Origin of the sequence: Streptomyces sp. SID8352 (genome assembly GCF_009862265.1) — a bacterium.
Lineage (GTDB): Bacteria > Actinomycetota > Actinomycetes > Streptomycetales > Streptomycetaceae > Streptomyces.
Genome location: NZ_WWGX01000060.1, coordinates 33,096 through 54,643, shown reverse-complemented (window position 1 = coordinate 54,643; position 21,548 = coordinate 33,096). Strand labels below are relative to the sequence as shown.

Annotated in this window: 18 protein-coding genes; 11 read left to right on the top strand and 7 right to left on the bottom strand. The window is 76.2% G+C overall.

Going from position 1 to position 21,548, the window contains the following annotated elements; genetic code table 11:
- The first annotated feature begins 47 nt into the window (after positions 1 to 47).
- The gene (locus GTY84_RS19520) at positions 48 to 1,115 is read left to right on the top strand and encodes an ATP-dependent DNA ligase (protein WP_161227585.1); all 1,068 of its coding nucleotides are present in this window, start codon (positions 48 to 50) and stop codon (positions 1,113 to 1,115) included.
- Positions 1,116 to 1,276: 161 nt separating this feature from the next.
- Positions 1,277 to 2,257: a DUF3048 domain-containing protein gene (locus GTY84_RS19515; RefSeq protein ID WP_161227584.1), complete on the top strand. Its 981-nt coding sequence runs from the start codon at positions 1,277 to 1,279 to the stop codon at positions 2,255 to 2,257.
- Here the strand turns inward: GTY84_RS19515 and GTY84_RS19510 are convergent, their stop codons facing one another.
- Complete coding sequence (locus GTY84_RS19510) at positions 2,258 to 2,770, bottom strand: MarR family transcriptional regulator (RefSeq protein WP_161227583.1); 513 nt, start codon at positions 2,768 to 2,770, stop codon at positions 2,258 to 2,260. It lies immediately after the preceding gene.
- A gap of 577 nt (positions 2,771 to 3,347) precedes the next feature.
- Between GTY84_RS19510 and pcaH the strand changes: the two genes are divergently transcribed.
- Genes pcaH through pcaD form a run of 4 tightly spaced genes read left to right on the top strand, consistent with a single transcriptional unit; the run spans position 3,348 to position 7,217 of the window.
- On the top strand, positions 3,348 to 4,121 hold the full coding sequence (gene pcaH, locus GTY84_RS19505; protein WP_161227582.1) for a protocatechuate 3,4-dioxygenase subunit beta: 774 nt from the start codon (positions 3,348 to 3,350) through the stop codon (positions 4,119 to 4,121).
- Between the two features lie 5 nt (positions 4,122 to 4,126).
- Positions 4,127 to 4,753 carry a protocatechuate 3,4-dioxygenase subunit alpha gene (gene pcaG / locus GTY84_RS19500; RefSeq protein ID WP_161227581.1) on the top strand — a complete coding sequence of 209 codons (627 nt, stop codon included), beginning with the start codon at positions 4,127 to 4,129 and terminating at the stop codon, positions 4,751 to 4,753.
- The gene (gene pcaB / locus GTY84_RS19495; protein WP_161227580.1) at positions 4,750 to 6,099 is read left to right on the top strand and encodes a 3-carboxy-cis,cis-muconate cycloisomerase; all 1,350 of its coding nucleotides are present in this window, start codon (positions 4,750 to 4,752) and stop codon (positions 6,097 to 6,099) included. Before pcaG ends, pcaB begins: the two co-directional genes overlap by 4 nt.
- Positions 6,096 to 7,217, top strand: coding sequence for a 3-oxoadipate enol-lactonase (gene pcaD / locus GTY84_RS19490; protein WP_161227579.1), 1,122 nt, complete (start codon positions 6,096 to 6,098; stop codon positions 7,215 to 7,217). The genes pcaB and pcaD overlap by 4 nt, the downstream gene beginning before the upstream one ends.
- Before the next feature lie 109 nt (positions 7,218 to 7,326).
- Here pcaD and GTY84_RS19485 read toward each other — a convergent pair whose 3' ends face one another.
- Positions 7,327 to 10,011, bottom strand: a complete 2,685-nt coding sequence (locus GTY84_RS19485; protein WP_161227578.1) for an AAA family ATPase — start codon at positions 10,009 to 10,011, stop codon at positions 7,327 to 7,329.
- Positions 10,012 to 10,638: 627 nt separating this feature from the next.
- On the opposite strand from GTY84_RS19485, the gene GTY84_RS19480 reads away from it, so the two are divergent.
- Positions 10,639 to 11,751, top strand: coding sequence for a DUF2510 domain-containing protein (locus GTY84_RS19480; RefSeq protein ID WP_161227577.1), 1,113 nt, complete (start codon positions 10,639 to 10,641; stop codon positions 11,749 to 11,751).
- Positions 11,752 to 11,982: 231 nt separating this feature from the next.
- On the opposite strand, the gene GTY84_RS19475 is transcribed toward GTY84_RS19480, so the two are convergent.
- A complete protein-coding gene (locus tag GTY84_RS19475) occupies positions 11,983 to 12,594 on the bottom strand; it encodes a TetR/AcrR family transcriptional regulator (protein WP_161227576.1) in 612 nt (203 codons plus the stop codon).
- Between the two features lie 542 nt (positions 12,595 to 13,136).
- On the opposite strand from GTY84_RS19475, the gene GTY84_RS19470 reads away from it, so the two are divergent.
- Positions 13,137 to 14,240, top strand: coding sequence for a hypothetical protein (locus GTY84_RS19470; protein ID WP_345943487.1), 1,104 nt, complete (start codon positions 13,137 to 13,139; stop codon positions 14,238 to 14,240).
- Positions 14,241 to 15,039: 799 nt separating this feature from the next.
- Here the strand turns inward: GTY84_RS19470 and GTY84_RS19465 are convergent.
- A complete protein-coding gene (locus tag GTY84_RS19465) occupies positions 15,040 to 15,699 on the bottom strand; it encodes a hypothetical protein (protein ID WP_161227575.1) in 660 nt (219 codons plus the stop codon).
- A gap of 232 nt (positions 15,700 to 15,931) precedes the next feature.
- On the opposite strand from GTY84_RS19465, the gene GTY84_RS19460 reads away from it, so the two are divergent.
- The 3 genes from GTY84_RS19460 to GTY84_RS19450 all read left to right on the top strand — a co-directional run bounded on the left by GTY84_RS19460 (position 15,932) and on the right by GTY84_RS19450 (position 17,533).
- Positions 15,932 to 16,588, top strand: a complete 657-nt coding sequence (locus tag GTY84_RS19460; protein ID WP_161227574.1) for a helix-turn-helix transcriptional regulator — start codon at positions 15,932 to 15,934, stop codon at positions 16,586 to 16,588.
- Between the two features lie 47 nt (positions 16,589 to 16,635).
- Positions 16,636 to 17,175, top strand: a complete 540-nt coding sequence (locus GTY84_RS19455) for a toxin-antitoxin system, toxin component (protein ID WP_161227607.1) — start codon at positions 16,636 to 16,638, stop codon at positions 17,173 to 17,175.
- 118 nt (positions 17,176 to 17,293) lie between these two features.
- The gene (locus GTY84_RS19450) at positions 17,294 to 17,533 is read left to right on the top strand and encodes a hypothetical protein (protein ID WP_161227573.1); all 240 of its coding nucleotides are present in this window, start codon (positions 17,294 to 17,296) and stop codon (positions 17,531 to 17,533) included.
- A gap of 567 nt (positions 17,534 to 18,100) precedes the next feature.
- Here GTY84_RS19450 and GTY84_RS19445 read toward each other — a convergent pair.
- The 3 genes from GTY84_RS19445 to GTY84_RS19435 form a co-directional block, all read right to left on the bottom strand.
- Positions 18,101 to 18,784 carry a 4'-phosphopantetheinyl transferase superfamily protein gene (locus tag GTY84_RS19445; protein ID WP_161227572.1) on the bottom strand — a complete coding sequence of 228 codons (684 nt, stop codon included), beginning with the start codon at positions 18,782 to 18,784 and terminating at the stop codon, positions 18,101 to 18,103.
- Positions 18,781 to 19,638 (bottom strand): metallophosphoesterase, encoded by an 858-nt coding sequence (locus tag GTY84_RS19440; protein WP_161227571.1) that lies wholly within the window; start codon positions 19,636 to 19,638, stop codon positions 18,781 to 18,783. The genes GTY84_RS19445 and GTY84_RS19440 overlap by 4 nt, the downstream gene beginning before the upstream one ends.
- 263 nt (positions 19,639 to 19,901) lie before the next feature.
- Positions 19,902 to 21,239, bottom strand: coding sequence for a 6-phospho-beta-glucosidase (locus GTY84_RS19435; protein ID WP_161227570.1), 1,338 nt, complete (start codon positions 21,237 to 21,239; stop codon positions 19,902 to 19,904).
- Positions 21,240 to 21,548: the final 309 nt, after the last annotated feature.

Below are 21,548 nucleotides of genomic sequence, written 5' to 3'. Positions count from 1 at the left end.
GCCGCGCACATCGGGCGGCCGGGGCCGCGGGCGCGCAGAATCGGACCATGGACCTGCCGGTGATGCCGCCCGTGAAGCCGATGCTCGCCAAGTCCGTGAAGGACGTCCCGCCCGGCATGCAGTACGAGGCGAAGTGGGACGGGTTCCGGGCGATCGTGTTCCGCGACGGGGACGAGGTGGAGCTGGGCAGCCGTACCGGCAAGCCGCTGACCCGGTACTTCCCCGAGCTGGTGGCGGCGGTGCGGGAGCGGCTGCCGGAGCGGTGCGTGGTGGACGGGGAGATCGTGATCGCGCGGGAGGGGCGGCTGGACTTCGACGCGCTGAGCGAGCGCATCCATCCGGCGGACTCCCGGGTGCGGACGCTGGCGGAGCGGACCCCGTCCTCACTGGTCGTCTTCGACCTGCTGGCCCTGGACGACGAGTCGCTGCTCGACGTGCCGCTGTCCGGTCGTCGGGCGCTGCTGGTCCGGGCGCTGGCTGGGGTCACCGCCCCGGTGCACCTGGCCCCGGCGACGCGGGACGTGGCGGTGGCCCGGCGGTGGTTCGAGCAGTACGAGGGGGCGGGCCTGGACGGGGTGGTCGCCAAGCCGCCGGAGCTGCCCTACCGCCAGGACCAGCGGGCGATGTTCAAGGTGAAGCACGAGCGGACGGCGGACGTGGTGGTCGCCGGGTACCGCCCGCACAAGAGCGGCCCGGTCGTCGGCTCCCTGCTGCTCGGCCTCCACGACGACCGGGGCGTGCTCCAGCACGTGGGGGTGAGCGCGGCGTTCACCATGAAGCGGCGGGCGGAGCTGGTGGCGGAGCTGGAGCCGCTGCGCATGGACGACGCCCGGGAGCATCCGTGGGCGGCGTGGGGCGAGGAGGCGGCGCACGCCTCGGCGCGGCTGCCGGGGGCGCCGAGCCGCTGGTCGGGCGGGAAGGACCTGTCGTGGGTGCCGCTGCGGCCGGAGCGGGTCGCGGAGGTGGCGTACGACCACATGGAGAACGGGGCACGCTTCCGCCACACGGCCCGGTTCCGCCGCTGGCGGCCGGACCGGACGCCGGAGAGCTGCACCTACGCGCAGTTGGAGGAGCCGGTCCGCTACGACCTGGGGAAGATCCTGGGCGGCCCGTGAGCGGTCCGCGCGCCGCCCGCGGCTCGCGCGCGGCCCTCCCCCGCGCCCCGGCTGCGCCGGACGGCGGAGCCCCGGGTGCGCGGGCGGATCCGGCCGGGTAGGGACCGGGGGTCTTCATCGGCGCACAATGTACGGCACGGAACGGGTGGCGGGTGGTCGTGATGCGACGGGGAACGCGGGAACGGAACAGCGGCGCGGGGCGGGCCGGGGTCCGGGCGGTCCTGTCGGCCGCCGTCCTGGCGGCGGTGCTGGCCTCGGGCTGCTCCGTGACCGGCTCCGGCCCGGACGGGCGGACGCCGTCCGGACGGCCGTCCGGGGGGACCGGCGCCGGTCCGGTGCTCGCGGTGAAGGTCGACAACGTCGGCGGGGCCAGGCCGCAGACCGGCCTGGAGACGGCGGACGTCATCTACGTGGAACCGGTCGAGGCGGGGCTGAGCCGTCTGATGGCGATCTACGCGACCAGGCTGCCGCACCGGGTCGGCCCGGTGCGCAGCGCCCGCGAGTCCGATCTGGAGCTGCTGCGCCAGTTCGACCGGCCGGAACTGGCGTTCTCCGGCGCGCAGAGCGCGCTGCTGCCGCTGATCGACGCCGCCCCGCTGCGGGCCCGCACGCCCGAGAAGGCACCCGGCGCGTACGAGCGGGACGGTTCGCGCCCCGCCCCGCACAACCTCTACGTGCGGCCCGGCCGGCTGCTGCCGGCGCCCGCCGGGGCCGCCGGGCTGACCACGGGCTTCTCCTACGGCGAGGCCCCCGCGGGCGGCCGGGCCGCCTCCTCGCGCTCGGTGCGCTACCCGGCGGCGGGCTTCACCTTCACCTGGTCCGGTGAGCGGCACCGGTGGCTGGTCGACATGGACGGCAGCCCGGCGCGCACGGCCGGGGGCGAGCCGCTGGCACCGGCGACGGTGGTGGTGCAGCACGTCCGGGTGCGCGCGTCGCGGTTCCAGGACTTCCGGGGGAGCAACTCCCCCTACACCGAGTCGGTCGGCGCCGGCCGCGCCGAGGTGCTGCGCGACGGGCGGGCGTACGAGGCGACCTGGCGGCGGCCGGCGGCCGGGCGGGGCACGGCCTTCACCGACCGGAACGGCGCGCCGGTGAACTTCGCGGAGGGCCAGGTGTGGGTGGTCTTCGCCCCGGACTCCTGATCAGCCGGAGGCGCCCGTGGGCGCGGGTGCCGGTGTCTCCGCCGGGCCGTCCGCCCGCGCGGTCGCGGGCGGCACCGGGTTGCGGAGCCCCTCGGCGGTGTCGGCGAGCCGCCGGACGAGGTCGAAGAAGACCCCCTGCTCCTCGGCGGAGAGCGGGGCGAGGAAGACCTGGTTCATCCGCGCGGTGCGCACGGTCAGCCGCCGGTGGACGCGCAGCCCCTCGTCGGTCAGCCGGAGCAGGAAGCGTCGCCCGTCGTGCGGGTCGCGGACCTTGTCCAGCAGCCCCCGGCGGCCGAGGCGGCTGATCACCTCCGCGATGGTGGACCGGTCCAGCCCCACCCGCTCGCCCACGGTGCGCTGGTCGAGCCCCGGTTCGGCCACCAGGGTGTTGAGGACGGCGAACTGCGGCGAGGTCGTCTCCTCGGAGACCATGGTGTTCCACAGCAGGTGGTGCGCCTGCTGGAGACGCCGGGCGAGATGCCCGGGGTGGGTGGTCAGATCGACCGCTGCCATGTGCGCTCCCCTGGGTCCACTTTCGTAGGTGCACTGACGATACCCCGGCCCTCATGGGTTCGATCAGCACCCTGACACGTCTCTCACCTTGTGTTTCTTCTCCTCTTGACGGTTCGCCCCGGCGATGGCAGCGTGTGGAGCACCTCGCCGAAATAGTCAGTGCCCTGACTAATTCCGGATCACCGGCTTCCGGTCGCACACATGGAGGCGTCCGGGACCCGGTCAGGGACCGTGGACCCGGTCCCCGGTCCGGCGGCGCGGCCGTGGGCGCACCCGCAGGAGAGGGGCTTCTCGGATGGACGAGCTGGTGGCTACGGCCGGGGACACCCCGGACCGCGCACCGGACGGCGCGCCGCCCGCAACCGGCCCCGCCGCGCCCGCGCGGAGGGTCTGCGGAACTCCGGCTCCGCACCACCGGACCCCCGCCCCACCGCCATCCCCGGCCCAGGAGCACCCCGACGCCCCGGGCCCCGCGCCGCCGGACGGCCTCGCCCCCGGCCCCGCACACGGGGCCACGGCCCCGGTCCCCCTCGGCGGGGACCGCACCCGACCACCGACCACTCCCAGGGAACCCACCATGACCCTCACCCAGGCGGACATCGACGCGGAGATAGCCGCCGCGCGCACCGCGTACCGCGAGCGGACCGCCGACGGCGCGCCCGTCGAGCACCACCCCCGCCGCGACTACGCCCCCTACCGGTCCTCGCTGCTGCGCCACCCCCGGCAGCCCCTCGTCACCGTCGACACCGCCCGGGACCCCGAGCTGGTGGAACTGTCCTCCCCGGCCTTCGGGGACCGGGACGTGACCGAGGTCGACAACGACCTGACCCGGCAGCACACCGGGGAGCCGATCGGTGAGCGCATCACCGTCTCCGGCCGGCTGCTGGACCGCGACGGGCGTCCGGTGCGCGGCCAGCTCGTGGAGATCTGGCAGGCCAACGCGGCCGGGCGCTACGCCCACCGGCGCGAGCAGCACGACGCCCCGCTGGACCCCCACTTCACCGGCGCCGGCCGCACCCTCACCGGCGACGACGGCTCGTACCACTTCACGACGATCCAGCCCGGCCCCTACCCGTGGCGCAACCACCACAACGCCTGGCGCCCGGCGCACATCCACTTCTCGCTGTTCGGCTCGGCGTTCACCCAGCGGCTCGTCACCCAGATGTACTTCCCCAACGACCCGCTCTTCCCCTACGACCCGATCCTGCAGTCGGTGACCGACGACGCCGCGCGGCAGCGGCTCGTCGCGGCCTACGACCACGGCCTGTCGGTGCCCGAGTTCTCCCTCGGCTACCACTGGGACATCGTGCTCGACGGCCCGAACGCCACCTGGATCGAGGAAGGACGCTGACCGTCATGACACAGGACACCACGGCCGGGACCGCTACGGGGACGGCCGACCCCGGCCACCCGCTGCCCACCCCCTCCCACACCATCGGCCCCTTCTACGGCTACGCGCTGCCCTTCCCCGGCGGCGAGGAGATCGCCCCGCTCGGCCACCCCGCCACGGTCACCGTCCACGGCCGGGTGCTCGACGGCGCGGGCGACCCGCTGCCGGACGCCCTGGTGGAGGTCTGGGGACCGGACCCCGACGGGAACCTCCCCTCGGTCGACGGCTCGATGCGGCGCGACCCCGCCTCCGGCGGCTTCACCGGCCGCAACGGGCTGGAGTTCACCGGCTTCGGGCGCGCCCAGACCGACGCCGACGGCCACTGGTACGCGCGGACCCTGCGCCCCGGCGGACGCGGCGGGAACGCCGGGTACCTCAGCGTGTGCGTGTTCGCTCGCGGGCTGCTCACCCATCTGTTCACCCGGATCTACCTGCCGGGCGACGAGGCGGCGCTCGCCGCCGACCCGCTGCTCTCCAAGCTGGCCCCGGAGCGGCGCGACACGCTGATCGCCGTGCGGGAGGCCGACGCCACGTACCGTTTCGACATCCGCCTTCAGGGCGAGGGCGAAACGGTTTTCCTGGAGTTCCGGTGACATCACCCGACGGCCCCGGCACCGACGACGCCGGCCTGCTCGCCCCCGGGTGGGCGGGCTCGCCGGCCGCGGCGGCGACCGGTGACCGCGCCTACCTGCGGGCGCTGCTCGACGCCGAGGCCGCCCTCACCCGGGCCCAGGCCGCCCTGGGCCTGGTGCCCGCGGCGGCGGGCCCGGCGGTGACGGAGGCCGCCGACCCCGCCCGGTTCGACCTCCGCGCCCTGGCGCTCCGGGCCCGCTCCGGCGGCAACCCGGTGATCCCGCTGGTCGCGGAACTGACCCGGGCCGTCGGCGACCCGTACGGCCCCTGCGTGCACCGGGGGGCGACCAGCCAGGACATCCTCGACACCGCGACGATGCTGGTCGCCGCCCGCACCCTGGACCTCCTGCTCGGCGACCTCGACCGCGTCCAGCGGGCGCTGGCCCGGCTCGCCGCCGAGCACCGGGACAGCGTGCTGCCGGGCCGGACGCTCACCCAGCACGCCGTGCCGACGTCCTTCGGGCTCAAGGCGGCGGGCTGGCGCTCCCTGGTGCTCGACGCCCGGGACCGGGTCACCGCCGTGCGGGACTCGCTGCCCGCGCAGCTCGGCGGGGCGGCGGGCACCCTGGCCGCCCTCGCCTCGTACGGCGCCCCGGACCCGCTCGCGCTGGTGGCCGCCTACGCCCGCGAGGTGGGCCTGCGGGAACCGGCGCTGCCGTGGCACACCCTGCGCACCCCGGTCGCCGACCTGGCCGGCTGCCTGGCCCTGACCGCCGGGGCGCTGGGGAAGATGGCGGTGGACGTGCTGACCCTGTCCCGCACCGAGATCGCGGAAGTGGCCGAGGGCAGCGGCGGCGGCTCCTCCGCCATGCCGCACAAGGCCAACCCCGTGCGCTCGACGCTGATCGCGGCGGCGGCCCGGCGGGCGCCCCAGCTCGCGGCCACCCTGTACGGGTCGCTGGCCGCCGAGGACGAACGGCCGCCCGGCGCCTGGCACGCCGAATGGGAGCCGCTGCGGGACCTGCTGCGGCTGGCCGGCGGTGCCGCGCACGAAGCCGCCGAACTGGCCGAGGGACTGCGGGCGCGCCCTGGGGCGATGCGCGCCCATCTGGACCTCACCCGCGGGCTGATCGTCTCCGAGCACCTGGCCGCCGTGCTGGAGCCGCTGCTCGGCCGCGCCCGCGCCAAGGAGCTGCTCAGCGAACTGGCCCGCCGCGCCCACGAGGAGGACCGGACCCTGGCCCGGCTCCTCGCCGACGTGCCCGAGTTGCGCGACAGCGGACTCGACCTCGACGCCCTGACCGATCCCGCCCGCCGCACCGGCTGTGCCGGCGAGCTCACCGACCGTGCCCTGGAGCGACGTTGACCCTGCTCGACCATCTTTCCGAAGGCCCCTCCTCCGCTCCCCCGCTGCTGCTGGGCCCCTCCCTGGGCACCTCGTACGCGCTCTGGGACACGGTGGCTCCCGAACTGTCCGTCCGGCACCGGGTGATCCGCTGGAACCTGCCGGGACACGGCGGTTCGGCGCCGGATCCGATCGGGCCCGGCGCCACCGTCGGCGACCTGGCCGGGCTGGTGCTGGAGCTGGCCGACGCGCTCGGGCTGGACCGCTTCGCCTACGCCGGTGTCTCCCTGGGCGGCGCGGTGGGACTGCACCTGGCCGTGCACCACCCCGACCGGGTGGCGTCGCTGGCCGTGCTCTGCTCCGCGGCGCGGTTCGGCGACGGGGGGCCGTGGCGGGAGCGGGCGGCGCGGGTGCGGGCCGAGGGCCTGGGATGGCTGCTGGAGAGCGCCCCGCAGCGCTGGTTCACCCCCGGGTTCACGGTGCCGGGGCTGCTCCGGGACCACCGGGAGGCCGACCCCGGGGCGTACGCCGCCTGCTGCGACGCGCTGGCCGCCTTCGACCTGCGGGACCGGCTCGGGGAGATCACCGCGCCGACGCTGCTCGTCGCCGGACGGGAGGACCCGGCCACACCCCCGGCACGGCTGCGGGAGATCGCCGACGCGGTGCCCGGCGCCGCGCTGGCGGAGATCCCGGGCGCCTCGCACCTGGCGCCCGCCGAACGCCCGGAGGCGGTGCTCGCCGCCCTGCGCGGGCACCTGGACGGGAACGCGAGGCGGGGCATGGCGGTGCGGCGGGAGGTGCTGGGCGACGCGCACGTGGACCGGGCGCAGCAGCGGCAGACGCCCTTCACGGCAGGCTTCCAGGACTTCATCTCCCGTTACGCCTGGGGGGAGGTCTGGACCGATCCGACGCTCTCGCGGCGCGAGCGCAGCATGATCACGCTGACCGCGCTGGTGGCGCACGGCCACTACGAGGAGCTGGCCATGCATGTGCGGGCGGCGCGGCGCAACGGGCTGACGCCGGACGAGATCGGTGCCGTCCTGCTCCAGACGGCCGTGTACTGCGGGGTGCCCGCGGCCAACTCGGCGTTCGCGGCGGCGCAGCGGGTGCTGGCCGAGGAGGACGGCGCCGGGGGGTGAGCCGAGCTGCTCCCCGGGGGGTGAGCCGGGCGACGCTCCGCGCTGCTCCCCGGGCCGCACTCCGGGTGGTGTGCCGGACGGCGCGCCGGGCTGCTCCCCGGACGGCCCGTCATCCGGCGACGCGGAGCGCGTCCAGCGCCCGGCGGGCGCGGGCCGCCAGTCCGTCGGCGCCGCAGGACAGGGCGAGGTCCAGGCCCTGCCGCAGGTCGGCGGCGGAACCGGTGAGCAGCCCGTACTCGACCCGGGCGGCGGCGTACTCGTACTGGCAGGGCGACGCCTCCAGGTAGGTGACGGCCTGGGCGGCGAGCCGGATCGCGTGCTGTCCGCTCTCCAGGGCGGCGGCGCAGCGCAGGGCCTCTCCTATGGCGGTGTCGGTGCCGAGGCGCTCGGCCCGGAGCCGGGCGTCGGAGGCGAGCCGGGCGGCGCGTGCCGGGTCGGTCGCCGCGAGGGCCCGCGCGAGGTCGACGGCCCAGGGAACGAGGACCGGGTTCTGCCGGCCGGGTGCGGTCGACGCCCGCTCGGCGGCCTCCAGTTCTGCGACGCCCTCCTCGGTGCGGCCGGTGGCGAGCAGCAGGCGGCCCCGGACGGCGTGCGGGTCGGGCAGCACGATGGTGGAGGGGTAGGGCGGGGCGAAGCCGTACTGGTCGGCCACCTCCCGGGCCTCCTCGACATGGCCCCGGGCGAGCAGGGTGTCGATCAGATTGCAGGTGGCGGACCAGTACAACGGGAGCCGCCTGCCGACCCGTTCGGCGATGCGCAGGGATTCCCGCAGGGAGCGCTCGGCCTCCTTGAGACGGCCGCGCCTGCGGTGGCCGAGACCGACGTAGGCGTGGGCGAGGGCCAGGTGGCCGCCGCTCCAGCCCGCCGACTCGTAGGCGCGCAGGGCCTCGTTGAACAGCGTCTCGGCGCGGTCGAGCCGGTCGGTGTAGGCATAGGCGCTGGCCAGCATCATGGGCAGTTCGAGGCCCCACTCGCTGTCGGTCCAGCCGAGTCCGGGCGCGAGCCGCCCGTTGACCAGGGCGCGGTCGCAGACCTCGGCGACCTCCTCCGCGCTCTCGCCGTGGATCATCGCGTCGAAACCGCGCAGGATCAGCAGGGCGCGTTCGGCGTTGTCGCGGCCGGTGCAGGTGGCGGCGAGGTCCGCGAGGCGGGCGGAGCGGTCGGGTGAGGAGGTCTGGCCGGCGTGGACGCCCTCCCACATGTACTGGGCGGCCTGGAGCCGCAGTCGGACCGCCGGGTCCTCGGTCCGGGCCGCCTCGTCGGCCACGGTGCGCACCGCCTCCTCCAACTGGTCGTTGTGGAGCAGAGCTTGGGAGAGCCGGAAGACCGCGTCGGCGCGCTCCTCGCGGTCGAGGCCGCCCACGGCGAGGGCGGCGCGCAGGTGCCCGACGGTGACGGCGGGCGCCGTGAGCAGGGTGGCGCAGCCGAGTTCGTAGAGGACGCGGGCGTGGCAGCCGGGATCCGGCGGTTCCCGCAGGGCCCGTTCGAGGCAGCGGCGGGCCGCGTCGGGGGCGCCGACGGCGAGGTGTTCGCGGGCGGCGTCGCGGAGTTGGGCGACGACCTCCTGGTCGTCGTCGGGGTGCACCTGGAGCAGATGGCGGGAGGCCGCCGCGGCGCCGAGGCCGGAGTCGGTGACCAGTTGGGCGGCGATGCCGTGCATGGCGGTGCGCAGCCCGCCGGGGATGGAGTTGTAGACGGCCGTGGCGATGATCGGGTGGACGAACTCCAGCTCGTCGCCGGGCGGACGGCCGGAGGGCCCCTCGCGTTCGGTGAGGATGCGGGCGCCGCAGAGCAGGTTGGCGCAGCGGGTGGCGGCGGTCCGGTCGAGCGTGGACAGACTTGCCACCATGTCGATGGTGATGCCGGTGCCGAGGATCGCGGCGGCCCAGGCGAACCGGGTCGCGTCGATGCCGAGTTGTTCGAGGCGGGCGACGAGTCCGCCGCCCCGGGCGGAGCTGTTGAGCGTGCGCAGGTCGCCCGCGTGGGCCTCGACCGGGTCCAGTTCGCTGTCCTCGACCTTGGCGAGGAGTTCGACGGTGTTGTAGGGGTTGCCGTCGGTGACGGCCCAGACCTCGCGGCAGAACGCGGCGTCGGCGTACTCGCCGAGGGTGGCGCGGGTGAGTCCGGCGGTCGCCTCGGGGGTGAGGGCGCTGAGCGGGGCCAGGGACCGGCCGGCGGCGGTGGCGGTGTCGAGGTGCCGGGCGCTCTCCTCGTCGGCGGGTTCACCGGGACGGCGGGCGAGGACGACCAGGACGGCGGTCTCGTCCAGTTGCCGGGCGAGCGAGGCCAGCCAGTGCAGGGTCTCCTGGTCGGCCCAGTGCACGTCGTCGATCAGCAGGACGAGCGGCCACTCCCGCCCGGCGAACCGGCGCACGGCGGCGACCAGGCCGTCGACCACGCCCTGCGGATCGGCGCGGCCCTCGCCCGGTTCCGTGATGCCGAGTGCGGGTCCCGCTATGTCGTACCAGTCGCCGAGGTACTCACGGACCTCCTCCGGGTACATCGACACCAGGGCGGGCTGCAGCAGTTGCCGTACGACGTTGAAGGGCACGGAGCTGAGGGTCTCGCCGCCGCGGGCCGACCAGACGGTGCATCCGGCGGCCTCCGCGATGCGCCGGGTCTCCGCCAGCAGCGCGGTCTTCCCGAGCCCGGCCTCACCCCGGTATTCCAGCAGGGTCCCGGAGGAGGCACGGCCCCCGCGCAGTTCGTCGACGGCTTCTCTGACGGCGGCGATCTCCGCGTCGCGCTCCCACAGGGAAGGCGAGGCGGCGGCCATGGGCCGTCCCTCCGTCATCCCGTTACCTCCCCGAGTCGCCCGAACGACGTACAGACCCGAGCGTAGCCGTCCGAGCGGCCGAGTGGTGGATGCTCGGGCCGGTAGTTGCCGTGAGGGATGACATGCGGTAAAGCGGCTCCCGGCCGTGGTCGGGAGGCCGCCCGCCGCCGGCTCCGGGCCCCGACCGGCTTGCGGGGACGGGAGGGTGGCGGCGTGTCAGCCAGGCGATCCGGCCGGAAGGGGACGCGGGGCGGGTTCCCGGGGACGGGACACGGGCTTGCCGGGGGCGCGGGTGGTGCCGCCCAGTGGGGCGTACGAGGCGGGCAGTGCGGAGGTGAACGGGCCTGGGACCGCAGCCCGTTCGCGCGGGCGGGCACCTCGGGAGGGCGCGGCACGGGGCCGTCACGGAAGCCGCGGCACTGGCCGCCAGGGAGGGCCCGGTACCGGCGTCCGGGAGGGGGTCTTCCGGCGGACGACCGGGGTGCGGGACCGCTCCGGGCGCAACGGCCGGGGTCGCGCCCTCGGCCGGGACGACCGGACCGCCGGGGGCGGAGAGGCTGCCCCGGGCGGGACGGCCGGGGCCGGGGCCCCGGTTCCGGGTGGGGCTCTCATCCGGATCTCACGGTCGCCTCATACGGTGGGGCCATGACGCAGGTGACCCCTCCCGGGTGGTACCCGGACCCCGGACATTCAGGTGACGGTCCCGTCGGCGAGCGCTGGTGGGACGGGACGGCGTGGACGGACCGGGTCCGTCCGGCGGACCGCGCCGCCGAGGGGGGACCGTCGCCCCTCCCGCCCGAGCCCCCCGAGCCGCGGCCGGACCGGACCGCCGCGCACCCGGCCGCCCCGGAGCCGTACGAGGTGCCTCCCGAGCCGTATGCCGCGGCACCCGCGCCGTACGCGGCGCCCGCGGGTCCGTACGGGGCGCCGTCCGGGCCCTACGGGGCGCCCGCGCCGTACCCCGCGCACCCCGGCTATCCGGGGATCCCGCCCAAGCCGCCGGGCGGACGGCGGCTGCGGACCGGCATAGCCGTCGCCGCCGTCGCGGCCGTGCTGGGGGCGATAGGCGTCGGTACGTACGTGCTGGTCGACGACGGCGGGGGCGGGAGCGACCGCGCCCGCCACCAGGAGGACCGGCGGCCGGGCGGGCGCGACGACCGCGGCGGACAGCCGCGTGACGAGGGGACCGCGGAGCCGGAGGCGCCCGGGGAGTCGGAGGCGCCCCTGATCAGGAGCGGTTCGGTGCCGGACCGGGTCAACGGGATCAGCCTGCCGATCCCCGAGGGGTGGTCGGGGCGGGAGCACGGCAGCGGCGCCCTGATCGCGTCGGACGACGTCTACCCGTGCCCCGGCGCCACCTCCAAGGAGTGCACGAAGGGGGGCGCGCACTCGATCCCGGCGCTCGGGGCCGAGGGCCGCAGCGCGGAGGAGGTCGCCAAGGCCGACATCGGGAAGAACGCCGAGGAGTCCTACGGCGGCGAGTCGTACGGCGGCGTCACCTCGCACGACGTGCTCGCCTCGAAGGCCGTGACGGTCGCCGGGCAGAAGGGCTACACGGTCCGCTGGAAGGCGGTCACCGCCAAGGGGTCCGACGGATACGTCGAGTCGCTCGCCTTCCCCGCGCCCGCCGACCCCGGGCGGATCGTCGTCGTCCGTCTCGGTGTGGACGTGTCGGAGACGCAGCAGGTGCTCGACGAGATCACCAACGGAATCAAGGTCTCCTCGGCGCGCGGCGGCGGCAGCGGCCAGGACGTCTGAGCGGACTCCGGGACGGGCGGACTCCGGGACGCCGCGGACGCGGGGGCACGCGCGCCGCAGGGCGTCCGGGCCGGTCCGCGTCCCGTCCCGCCAGGGTGAGGGGTGGGGCCGGGCGGGCGTCCCTCCGCTCAAAGGGCGCCCGCCCGGCCCGGGGTGTGCGCCGCCCCCGTCCCCACGGTGCGGCGCAGGCAGGCCGCCGTCCAGTCATCCCGTGGACGGCGGCCTGGGTTCTCAGGGGAGGCCCAGCGCGGGCAGCACCACGGCCTCCATGAAGCGGACGAGGTAGTCCGCGTCGGCGCGCCGCCCCTCGACGACGTCGCGCATCCGCAGCACGCCGAAGAGCTGGGTCGGCACGAACTCCAGCGCCGGGTGCCCGGCGGGGACCTCGCCCCGCTCCACCCCGCGCCGCAGGATCTCCCGAAGCGCGGCGATCTCCGGCTCCATCAGCCCCTCGCGCAGGGCGCACTGGAGTTCCCGGTCCTGGGTCGCGGCGTGGCCGAGCGCCTGGAGCAGGGTGTCCCCGCCGGACCACTCCCCCGCCATCCGGGCCACCCCGCGCAGGTCCTCCGCGAGCGACCCGGTGTCAATGCCCGCGAACCGCACCCGGCGGTGCGAGCGCAGGGCCGCCGCGACGAACTGCGGCTTGGACCGCCACTGGCGGTAGAGCGTGGACTTGCTGCACCGGGTGCTGGCGGCCACGCCCTCCATGGTCACGGCGTCGTATCCGCAGCGGCGGATCTGTTCGAGGACGGCGTCGAAGAACTCCTGCTCACGCTCGGGCGTCAGCTTGGAGCGGCGCGAGGTGCCGACCGTGTCCGGTCGGTCCGCGGCCTGCGACGTCATCGTTCTCTCCCTGTCCGGTGTGCGGTCCCGCGATGGCCCGGTGCGCGGCGACGGCACCGCGCCCCCGGCCCCCGGGAAGGGCCGGTTCACGCCATGGTGGCGTGAAGCCGTCCATCGCCACTGTACCGGTACCGAGCCGTATCGATACAGGAGCGTATCGGTACATCGTCGTATCGGTACAGGGTCGTATCGGTACACCAACGTATCGGTACACTCTCGTTTCGGAACGATGCCGTATCGATGAGAGGGGGGCGGATGACCGCCCGCACCGAGCCCGGGGAAGCGGCGCCGGACGCCCCCGACCGGCCTCCGCCGCACCGCCGACTCCCGCTCCCCGCAGGCCCGTTCCGGCTCCGCCGGAGCCCCGGCGCCTCGATGTCCGGACGGGGCCCCGACGGCTCGCGCGAGCCGCTCCGGGACCGCGCGGTCCGCACCCCCCGCCCGCCCTGCGCGGCCGCGGCCCCGACGGCGCCCCGCGATGACCGCCCCCGTGTGACCTTCGCCTCCCGCACCGGGGCGCCGGAGCCGGTGCGGGCGGGCCGGTGAGCGCCGCCCTCGTCGCCGTCCTGCTCTCGCTCGTCTCGGCGCTCGCCTACGCGGGCGCGGCGGTCGCCCAGGAGCGGCTGGCGGCGCGCGGTGCGGACGGAGGGCTGCTGCGCATGTTCGGCCGCGGCGGCTGGTGGTGGTCGGTGGCGCTCAACGCGTCCGCCGCGCTGCTGCACGTCGTGGCCCTCAAGTACGGCCCCCTCACCGTGGTGCAGCCGCTCGGCGCGCTCACCCTGGTCGCGGCGGTGCCGCTCGGGGCGCGGCTGGCGGGGCGGCGGGTGAACCCCGTCGAGTGGCGGGGCACCGGCCTGACCCTGCTGGGGCTCGGCGTGCTGCTCCTCACGGCGTCCGGCCCGGCCCCCGACGACGTGCTGAGCGTGCCGGAGGCGCTGGCGGTGTCGGGCGCGACGGCCGCGCTGATCGGCTTGCTCTCCCGGCCCGGCGCGCGGCCCGGGCTGCGCCACGCGACGGCGTCCGGGGTCGCCTCGGGGGTGGCGTCGGCGCTCACCCAGACCGTCACCGTGGCCGTCACGGACCGCTCGGGGCCGCTGCTCAGCCTCCAGGTGATCGGGGTGGCCGTCCTGGTGGCGGCCTTCGCCGCCGGAGGTCTGCTGCTGGCCCAGACCGCGTACCGGGGCGGGCTGGGCGCCCCGCTCGCGGTGGTGACCCTGGCCAATCCCGTCGCCGCGGCGGTCATCGGCGTGGCACTGCTGGGCGAACGGCTGCGCGGCGGCCCGGCTGGGGTGCTGCTCGCGCTGACGGGGGCGGCGCTGGCCGGCCTGGGCGTGGTCCAGCTCAGCCGCGCGGTACCGGAGCGGTCGTCCGGCGGCGTGTCACCGGCGCCCCCGCCGGTGACACTTCCGGCGCCCGTCCCGGCGGCCGCCCGGACGGTCCCCGGACCGATGGCGGTCCATGCAACGACAACCCTCCCCGCGGCGCGGGCGGCGGGGCCGCGTCCGGTCGGGTCCGGCACTATGGCGATGGCCGCCGAGGAGGCCGACGGTACCGGGGCGGGCGGCCCGCCGGAGGCCGTCACGGCCGTACGGGACGCGGAGCCGGCGCGTCCGCCACGGGGCGGATCGGAACGGCTCAGCGCGTAGCGCGCCGTGGGCGCGGCAATGACGCCCCGAAGGCGGTGCGGCACGCGGAGGCGGGCGACGTCACCCGGGGCGCGCCGATGACGGTGTCACCGGGGCCCGGAGGGCGGCGGCCCGGCGGGCGGCACCGCGGCCGACCGGGCGCCGGGCTCGACGGCACCGGTGCTCACCCGTCGCGGCGAGTGCCACGGGCGCGTTGGACACCTGGGCCGGGGCGAGCACCGTGCGGTGGGGCCGCCCGGGCGAGCCGGTGACCGTGCTCCGGAGGCGTGCCGGACGGCCGCGGGCACCGCGGAGGGCCAGGGGCACCGCGGCGGATTCCGCGGGCCCGGCGGGCGCCACGGGCCGCGCCGCCGGAACACGCCGATGACCCCGCCCCGAGGTATGCCGGCCGACGCCGGGAGCGGGGCACGCCGGGCAACCGCACCCCGGACCGCCCGGTGCGACGGGTGCGACGGGTGCCACGGACGTGGCGGACGCCTTGACCCGGTGCGTGGCGTGGACGCGGCGGGCACCGCCACGGGGAGTGGCGGACACCGTGGTGTGGTGGGCGCCGCGGGGAGTCGCGGGCGCCGCCTCCGGGGCGCGCCGGCGGCCGGGGCCCGGGCACGGCGGACGGCGGCTCGCGCCCGGGCACGGCGGGCAGCGTCCGGGCACGGCGGACGGCGGCCCGGCGGAGGGTGCCACCGTCGACGGCGGGGCTGCCCGTCGCCCGGTCCGGCGGACCCGGTCCGGGCGGATCCCGTCCTCAGGGGGCACCGGCGGACCCCCCGATCCGCCGGTCCGGTGTCCCCGCGTCCGCTCAGTCCCCGGCCGACACGACCCTGAGGTGGGAGGCGGAGCGCCGGGGGCGGGCGGGGCGGTGCGGGGTGCGGCGGGTCTCGCGCAGGACGAGCGTCAGCCGCGTGTACCCCTGTTCCTCCAGGGACCGGGGCGTCTCGATGACCACCCGGCACTCGGTGGCGCCCCAGCGCGGATCGGGATGGAGCAGGGGGCGCATCGCCCCGTCGTGCTCGACCGCCGCCGGGCCGACGGCGCGGATCCAGTGCGGCAGGCCCTGCCGGAAGGCGGCCTCCATCAGCGGGTCCTGGGCGATGTCGCCGCGGATGGCCTGGAGGTCGTGGTCCTGTCCGTAGCGCTCCACGGAGGCGGCGAAGTGGGCCAGCATCGGCAGGCACCAGCGCGCCTCGTGCTCCCCCAGGACCGCCGACGCGTCCGGGTGGAAGAGGACGAAACGCAGGAAGTTGTCGCAGGGCATGGCGCTCGGATGCGGCCCCACGCCCCGGAAGAGTGTCCGGAATGCACTGTTGGCGAGCACCACGTCCCAGCGGTGGTCGACGACGAAGGAAGGGAAGGAGCAGGCCTCCAGGAACGTCGCGTAGTCCTGGAGGTAGGCCTGGGCCTCGGGAGTCGTGGGAGCGGGCCGCGGCGCCGGCCGCCGCCCTCTTGCCTGAAATGCCATCGGGAGGTCACCCCTCTTGCCTATGCGGCCTTCTCGCGGCGTCCCGATCCTGCTGCCCCGACGCAAGGCGTGTCAACTATCGTGGCATTTCGTGCCTGTTGACGGCTGAAATAGGCCACAGTTGTGGCGAGACCTGGATGTGGGTTCGAGCGACAAGCTACTCTCCGGGAAGTTCACGGCGACTGCTTGTGAAAAGCCTGTGAGGCCAGTGAGAGACGTAGGAGATCTGTCGGTGACGGGTGGCTTCGAGGGTCCGGGTGCCATGCCGGCGGCCACACTGCCCGCCGTGGTCTCCCGTGTCACCGCGCTCGCGGACCGGCTCGGCGTGTCGCACGCCGAGGTCTTCGACATCGGCGGCCTGTCCGCCGCGTCCGGCGTCCCCGAGCCGGTCGTGCGGGCGCTGCTCAGCGGCCGTCCGGCGGGCGAGCCGGATGTGCAGGCGCGGTTCCTGCAGCGTCTGGACCTGCTGCGGCGCACCCGGCTGAAACCGAACGGGCGCCGGTACACCCAGCAGGAGATCGCGGACGGCGCCGGGATGTCCCGGCAGCAGGCGGGCGCCCTCATCAACGGCGACCGGCGGCCCACCATGGAGCACTGCGACGCGATCCAGCGCTTCTTCCGGGTGCACGCCGGCTTCCTCACCGCGGAGGAGCCCGAGGCGCTGATGAGCGCGCTCCAGCACACCGAGCAGGAACTGCTCCAGCAGCTCGCCGACCGCGAACGGGCGGCGGCCGCCGCCGAGGACGATCCGCTGGAGCGGCTGCTCCAGGACCACGGCGTGCGCGGCATCGCCTGGCGGGCCGCCCAGCTCCCCACCGACCAGCACCGCGACAAGGTCGCCGAATGGCTGGACATGCTCCTGGAAAGTGTCAAACGACCCGAGTCGTGAGCCGAGCGGTGAGGGTGGGGGGGGACGACGTGTGCATCCGCAGGCAGATGCGCCGCCTGTGCGGCGAGTTGGTGACGGAGCTGACCCTGTCCGCTCCCGAGTCCCCGGTCGACCTGTACGGCTCGCTGTGCGCGACGATGAGCCGTCGCCGGGGCCGGCCGGTCCGCTTCCGGATGGCCGCCTTCCCGCCCGGCACCGCCAGCGGGCTCTGGCTGGACATGGCCGACCAGGATCTCGTGGTGGTCGAGGAACGGACCGCCCCCGACCACCAGTTGGTCATCCTGGGGCATGAGCTGTGGCACATGACGGCGGGGCACCACGGCGGGATCGTCGGCGCCACCCCGGTGACCCACCGGCTGCTCGCCGGAGGCGGGGGCCCGGTGGACGAGGAGACCCTGCGGGCCACCGTGCGGGCGGTCGCCGCGCGCTCCCGATTCGACCTGGCCGACGAACGGGAGGCCGAGAGCTTCGGCCTGCTGCTGGCCAGCAAGTGCCGCACCTGGATGGCGGGTTCGACCCCGCCGGGCGCGGTGCGGCGGGACCACCTGGCCGCCCGCATCGAGGCGTCACTGGGCTACCCGGGCTGACCCGGCGGCCCCGTGCGGGCGCGGCTCGGACGGATTGTCGGTGGCGCGCGGCAAGCTGGTGCGCGGGCCGCCCCGCAGCGGGGCGCGCGACCGCCGACGCCGTTGTGGGGAGCCGAGGATGACCACCGCCGCCGTACCGACCGATCATGAACGCAGCGCCGTGCGGGCGTATCTGAGGCTGCTGCAGACCGTGCGGGCGGGTCTCGACCCGACCCCGCCGGGGTCCCTGGCGCCCCTGCCGCCGATGGTCCCGCCCGCCGTGCTCGCGGAGGCGGAACGGGCCCTGGCGGAGGCCGGGCTGGCGGGCAACGAGGAGGTGTTCTTCCGGCTGCTGCGCGACTGGTACCGGCGGCCCTGACCCCGGGCCCCGCGCGGCCCTGCCGCGCCCGGGGAGGCAAGCCGCTGTCGCCCTCGGCCGCCCAGGCGCCCGGGGTGCCCCGGCACGCCGGGCACGGGAGCGCGCGCGGCCCGGCACGGCACGGGCGGAGTCCGGCGGGCGGGGACACGGGACACGGACGGCGGGAGGCTCCGGTACGCGTCTTCCGGAGCCGACGGCGCGGGCGCGGGGCGGGGCCGAGGCGCGGCGGCCGGGAGGAGACGTGCGGCCGGGCCATGCGCAGCGCGGGCGGAGGTGCGCCCGCCCATCGACCACGGCCGGGGGCGGAGGCGGACGGCCATGGTCCGGACGTGGCCGGGACAGGTGGTCGCCCGGCCGCGCCCCGGACCGCCCGGTCACCGGCCGCTCCCATGGCCGGCACGGCGCCCGGACGCGCCGTCGGGCGCCGACGGCCGGCATCGGCCGCCGCGGTCACCCGCGCGGCGTCGGACGCCGGGAACCCTCGGTCGTGCGGGCGGCGCCGGCGCCGGACCCCGCGGTCACGTGCGCGGCAACGGGGGCTCGGCGTCGGGCGTCGGGCGTCGGGCGTCAGCCGTGCGGGACGGTGATCGCGGTGGCGACCAGCCCGTCGCGGGCGGTCCAGCGGCCCTCGAAGTGCGTGAGCCGCCGCCCGGAGACGGTCGGACCCGGCACCAGCAGCTCGGCGCGCAGCGCCCCGGTCGCCGCGGAGCCCCCGGCGTCCGGCACGATCTCGATGTCGGCCTCGCTGAAGTCCAGCCACTTCCCGGTGAGCGGGAACCACGCCTTGTACACGGACTCCTTGGCGCTGAACAGCAGCCGGTCCCAGTGGACTTCGGGCCGCCGCGCACTCAGCCCGCGCAGCCGTTCCGCCTCGGGCGGCAGGGCCACGGCGGCGAGCACGCCCTCCGGAAGGGGGCCGTGGGGTTCGGCGTCTATGCCGAGGGAGGCCAGTTCGGTGGCGTGGGCGAGGGCGGCGGCGCAGAAGCCGTCGCAGTGGGTCATGCTGCCGATCAGCCCGTCCGGCCAGAGCGGGACCCCGCGTTCGCCGCGCAGCACCGCCTGCGGGGGCACGCCGAGCCGCTCCATCGCGCGGCGGGCACAGGACCGTACGACGGTGAACTCGCGGCGGCGCTTGGCGACCGCCCGCTCCACCAGCTCGGCCTCGCCCGGGTAGAGCGGGCCGTGACCGGTCTCGTCGTGGCCGTGGGCCTCCACGGTGACGACGCCCCCCGGCAACAGGGTCTCGATCACGACGCCTTCTCCTCGGCGGGCAGGATGAGGCGCAGCCGACCGGGCGGCGTGTCGCGCTTGCGCCACTCCCTGGGGTAGCCGACCGAGACCTCCTCGAAGCGCACCCCCTCGTGCCAGGTGGTGCGGGGGATGTGCAGATGGCCGTAGACCATGGTCCGCACCCGGTACCTGCGGTGCCAGTCGGCGGTGAGCGCGGTGCCGCACCACATGGCGAACTCCGGGTGCCACAGCACCTCGGTGGGGTGCCGGTCCAGCGGATAGTGGTTGACGAGCACCGTCGGCAGGTCGGCGGGGAGCGCGTCGAGCCGCTCGGCGGTCAGCGCGACCCGCTCGCGGCACCAGGCCTCGCGGCTCGGGTGCGGGTCGGGGTGCAGCAGGTACTCGTCGGCGCACACCACACCGGTTCCGTGCGCGTGGGCGAGGCCCTCCTCCTTGGTGGTGGAGCCGGAGGGGAGGAAGGAGTAGTCGTAGAGCAGGAACAGCGGGGCGACGGCCACGGGGCCGCCCCCGCCCTCCCACACGGGGTAGGGGTCCTCGGGCGTGGTCACGCCGAGTTCGCGGCACACCTCGACCAGATGGGCGTAGCGTTCGGCGCCGCGCAGGGTGACCGGGTCCTTGGGATGGGTCCACAACTCGTGGTTGCCGGGGGCCCAGACGACCCTGCGGAACCGGCTCGCGAGGAGACCGAGCGCCCAGCGGACGTCCTCGACGGTCTCCGCCACGTCACCGGCCACCAGGAGCCAGTCGTCGTCGCCCTCGGGACGCATCCTCTCCACGAGGGCGCGGTTCTCCTGGTAGCCGATGTGCAGGTCGCTGATGGCCCACAGCTTCCCCGAGCCACCCTTGCCGGACATCGTCCCCACCCCTTCCAACCCGCCGTCGACGCAAAGAGATCACATCCGGGCCGGGAGTCACAAGACGGCCCGCTGCTTTGTCCCCCGACGGCCGGATTCGGGCTCCCGCGACCGCCCCGGCCCCTCCCTGAACCCCTTCGGGGCCCCTCACGGAGAGCACGCCAGGGGCCCCGGGGCGGCGGAGCCCCGGAGAGGAGTCCCCACGGCCTCTCGTTCGGATCATGCCGGGCTCGCGGGGTCCGGCCCGATCCGAACGAAGGACCCTAGGCGAGGTAGGCCAGGCCGGGATGGACGGCCAGGTACCCGTCGAGCAGACGCCGGGCGACGGTCACCGAGTCGACGAGCGGGTGCAGGGCGAACGCCTTGACGGCGGCGGCGCGGGAGCCGGTGCGGGCTGCGGTCAGGATCTCCCGTTCCACCGCCTTGACGGCGCAGACCAGGCCGGTGGCGTGGCCCGGCAGCGGGTCGACGGAGACCGGGTGCGCGCCGCTCGCGCCGACCGCGCACGGGACCTCGATGACGGCTTCGGCGTCGAGGGCCGACAGGGTGGCGCCGTTGCGGACGTTGAGGATCAGCGTCGCGCGTTCGTCGCGCGCGATGGCCCGCATCAGGGCCAGCGCGACCTTCTCGTAGCCGCCGGACAGGTCCTCGGGCTCGCGCTCCCCCGCGCCCGCCGTCTCCCGGTTCTCCGCCATGTAGGTGGCCTCGCGCTCGGCGCGGGTGCTGTCCCAGGCGGCGAGGGCGGGGGTGCCGGGGCTCCGCACCCCGTCGTAGAAGCGGGCCTGCTGGTCGCGCAGGAAGGCGCCCCTGGTGGGGTCGGTCTCCCGGTGGGCGCGGACGGCCTCGCGGTTGAAGTAGTAGTAGTGCAGGTACTCGTTGGGGATCGCGCCGAGCGAGCGGAGCCACTCGGCGCCGAAGAGGCGGCCCTCCTCGAAGGAGCCCAGCAGGTCGGGATCGGCGAGCAGGCGCGGGAGTTCGTCGCGTCCGTCCACGCGCAGCCCCCGCACCCAGCCGAGGTGGTTGAGGCCGACGTAGTCGATCCACGCGCGCTCCGGGTCGGCGCCGAGCACCCGGGCGATGCGGCGGCCGAGGCCGACCGGGGAGTCGCAGATGCCGATGACCCGGTCGCCGAGGTGGCGGGACATGGCCTCGGTGACCAGCCCGGCGGGGTTGGTGAAGTTGATGACCCAGGCGTCGGGCGCCAGCAGGGCCACGCGGCGGGCGAAGGCGTCGGCGACGGGGACGGTCCGCAGGCCGTAGGCGATGCCGCCCGCGCCCACGGTCTCCTGGCCGAGGACGCCCTCGGCGAACGCCACCCGCTCGTCCTCGGCCCGGCCCTCCAGTCCGCCGACGCGGATCGCGGAGAACACGAAGTCGGCTCCGCGCAGCGCCTCGTCCAGGTCGGTGGTGGCCGTCACCCCGGGGGCGTCCGGGAATCCGGCGGCCTGCTCGGCCAGGACACGGGTGATCGCGGAGAGCCGCGCCGGGTCCCCGTCGTACAGGACCACCCGGGTCACCCGTCCCTCGCCCCGGTCGCCGAGCAGGGCCCCGTACACCAGGGGCACCCGGAATCCGCCACCGCCCAGAATCACCAGCCGCACGTCCACGTCCTTCCGCCGCGCACCCCACCGGTCACCGCACGCCGATCATGGCACGCCGGGGGGACGCGGCGGGGCGCGTCGCGTCGCGTGGGGACGGTGCCGGACGACGGGGCCGGACGACGGGGGCGGCGGTGCGCCGGTGGGACCGGTGACCCGGTGACCCCGGGTGGACCGGCGCTCCCGAGGGGTCGTGGGCCGGTGCGCCGGTTGGGACCGGGCCCACGGGGAAGCCGGAGCGGGTGGGGGGCCGGGGGCACGGGCGGGCGACGGCCGACAGGAAGGGCCCGGGGACGCAGGGAACGCCCCCGG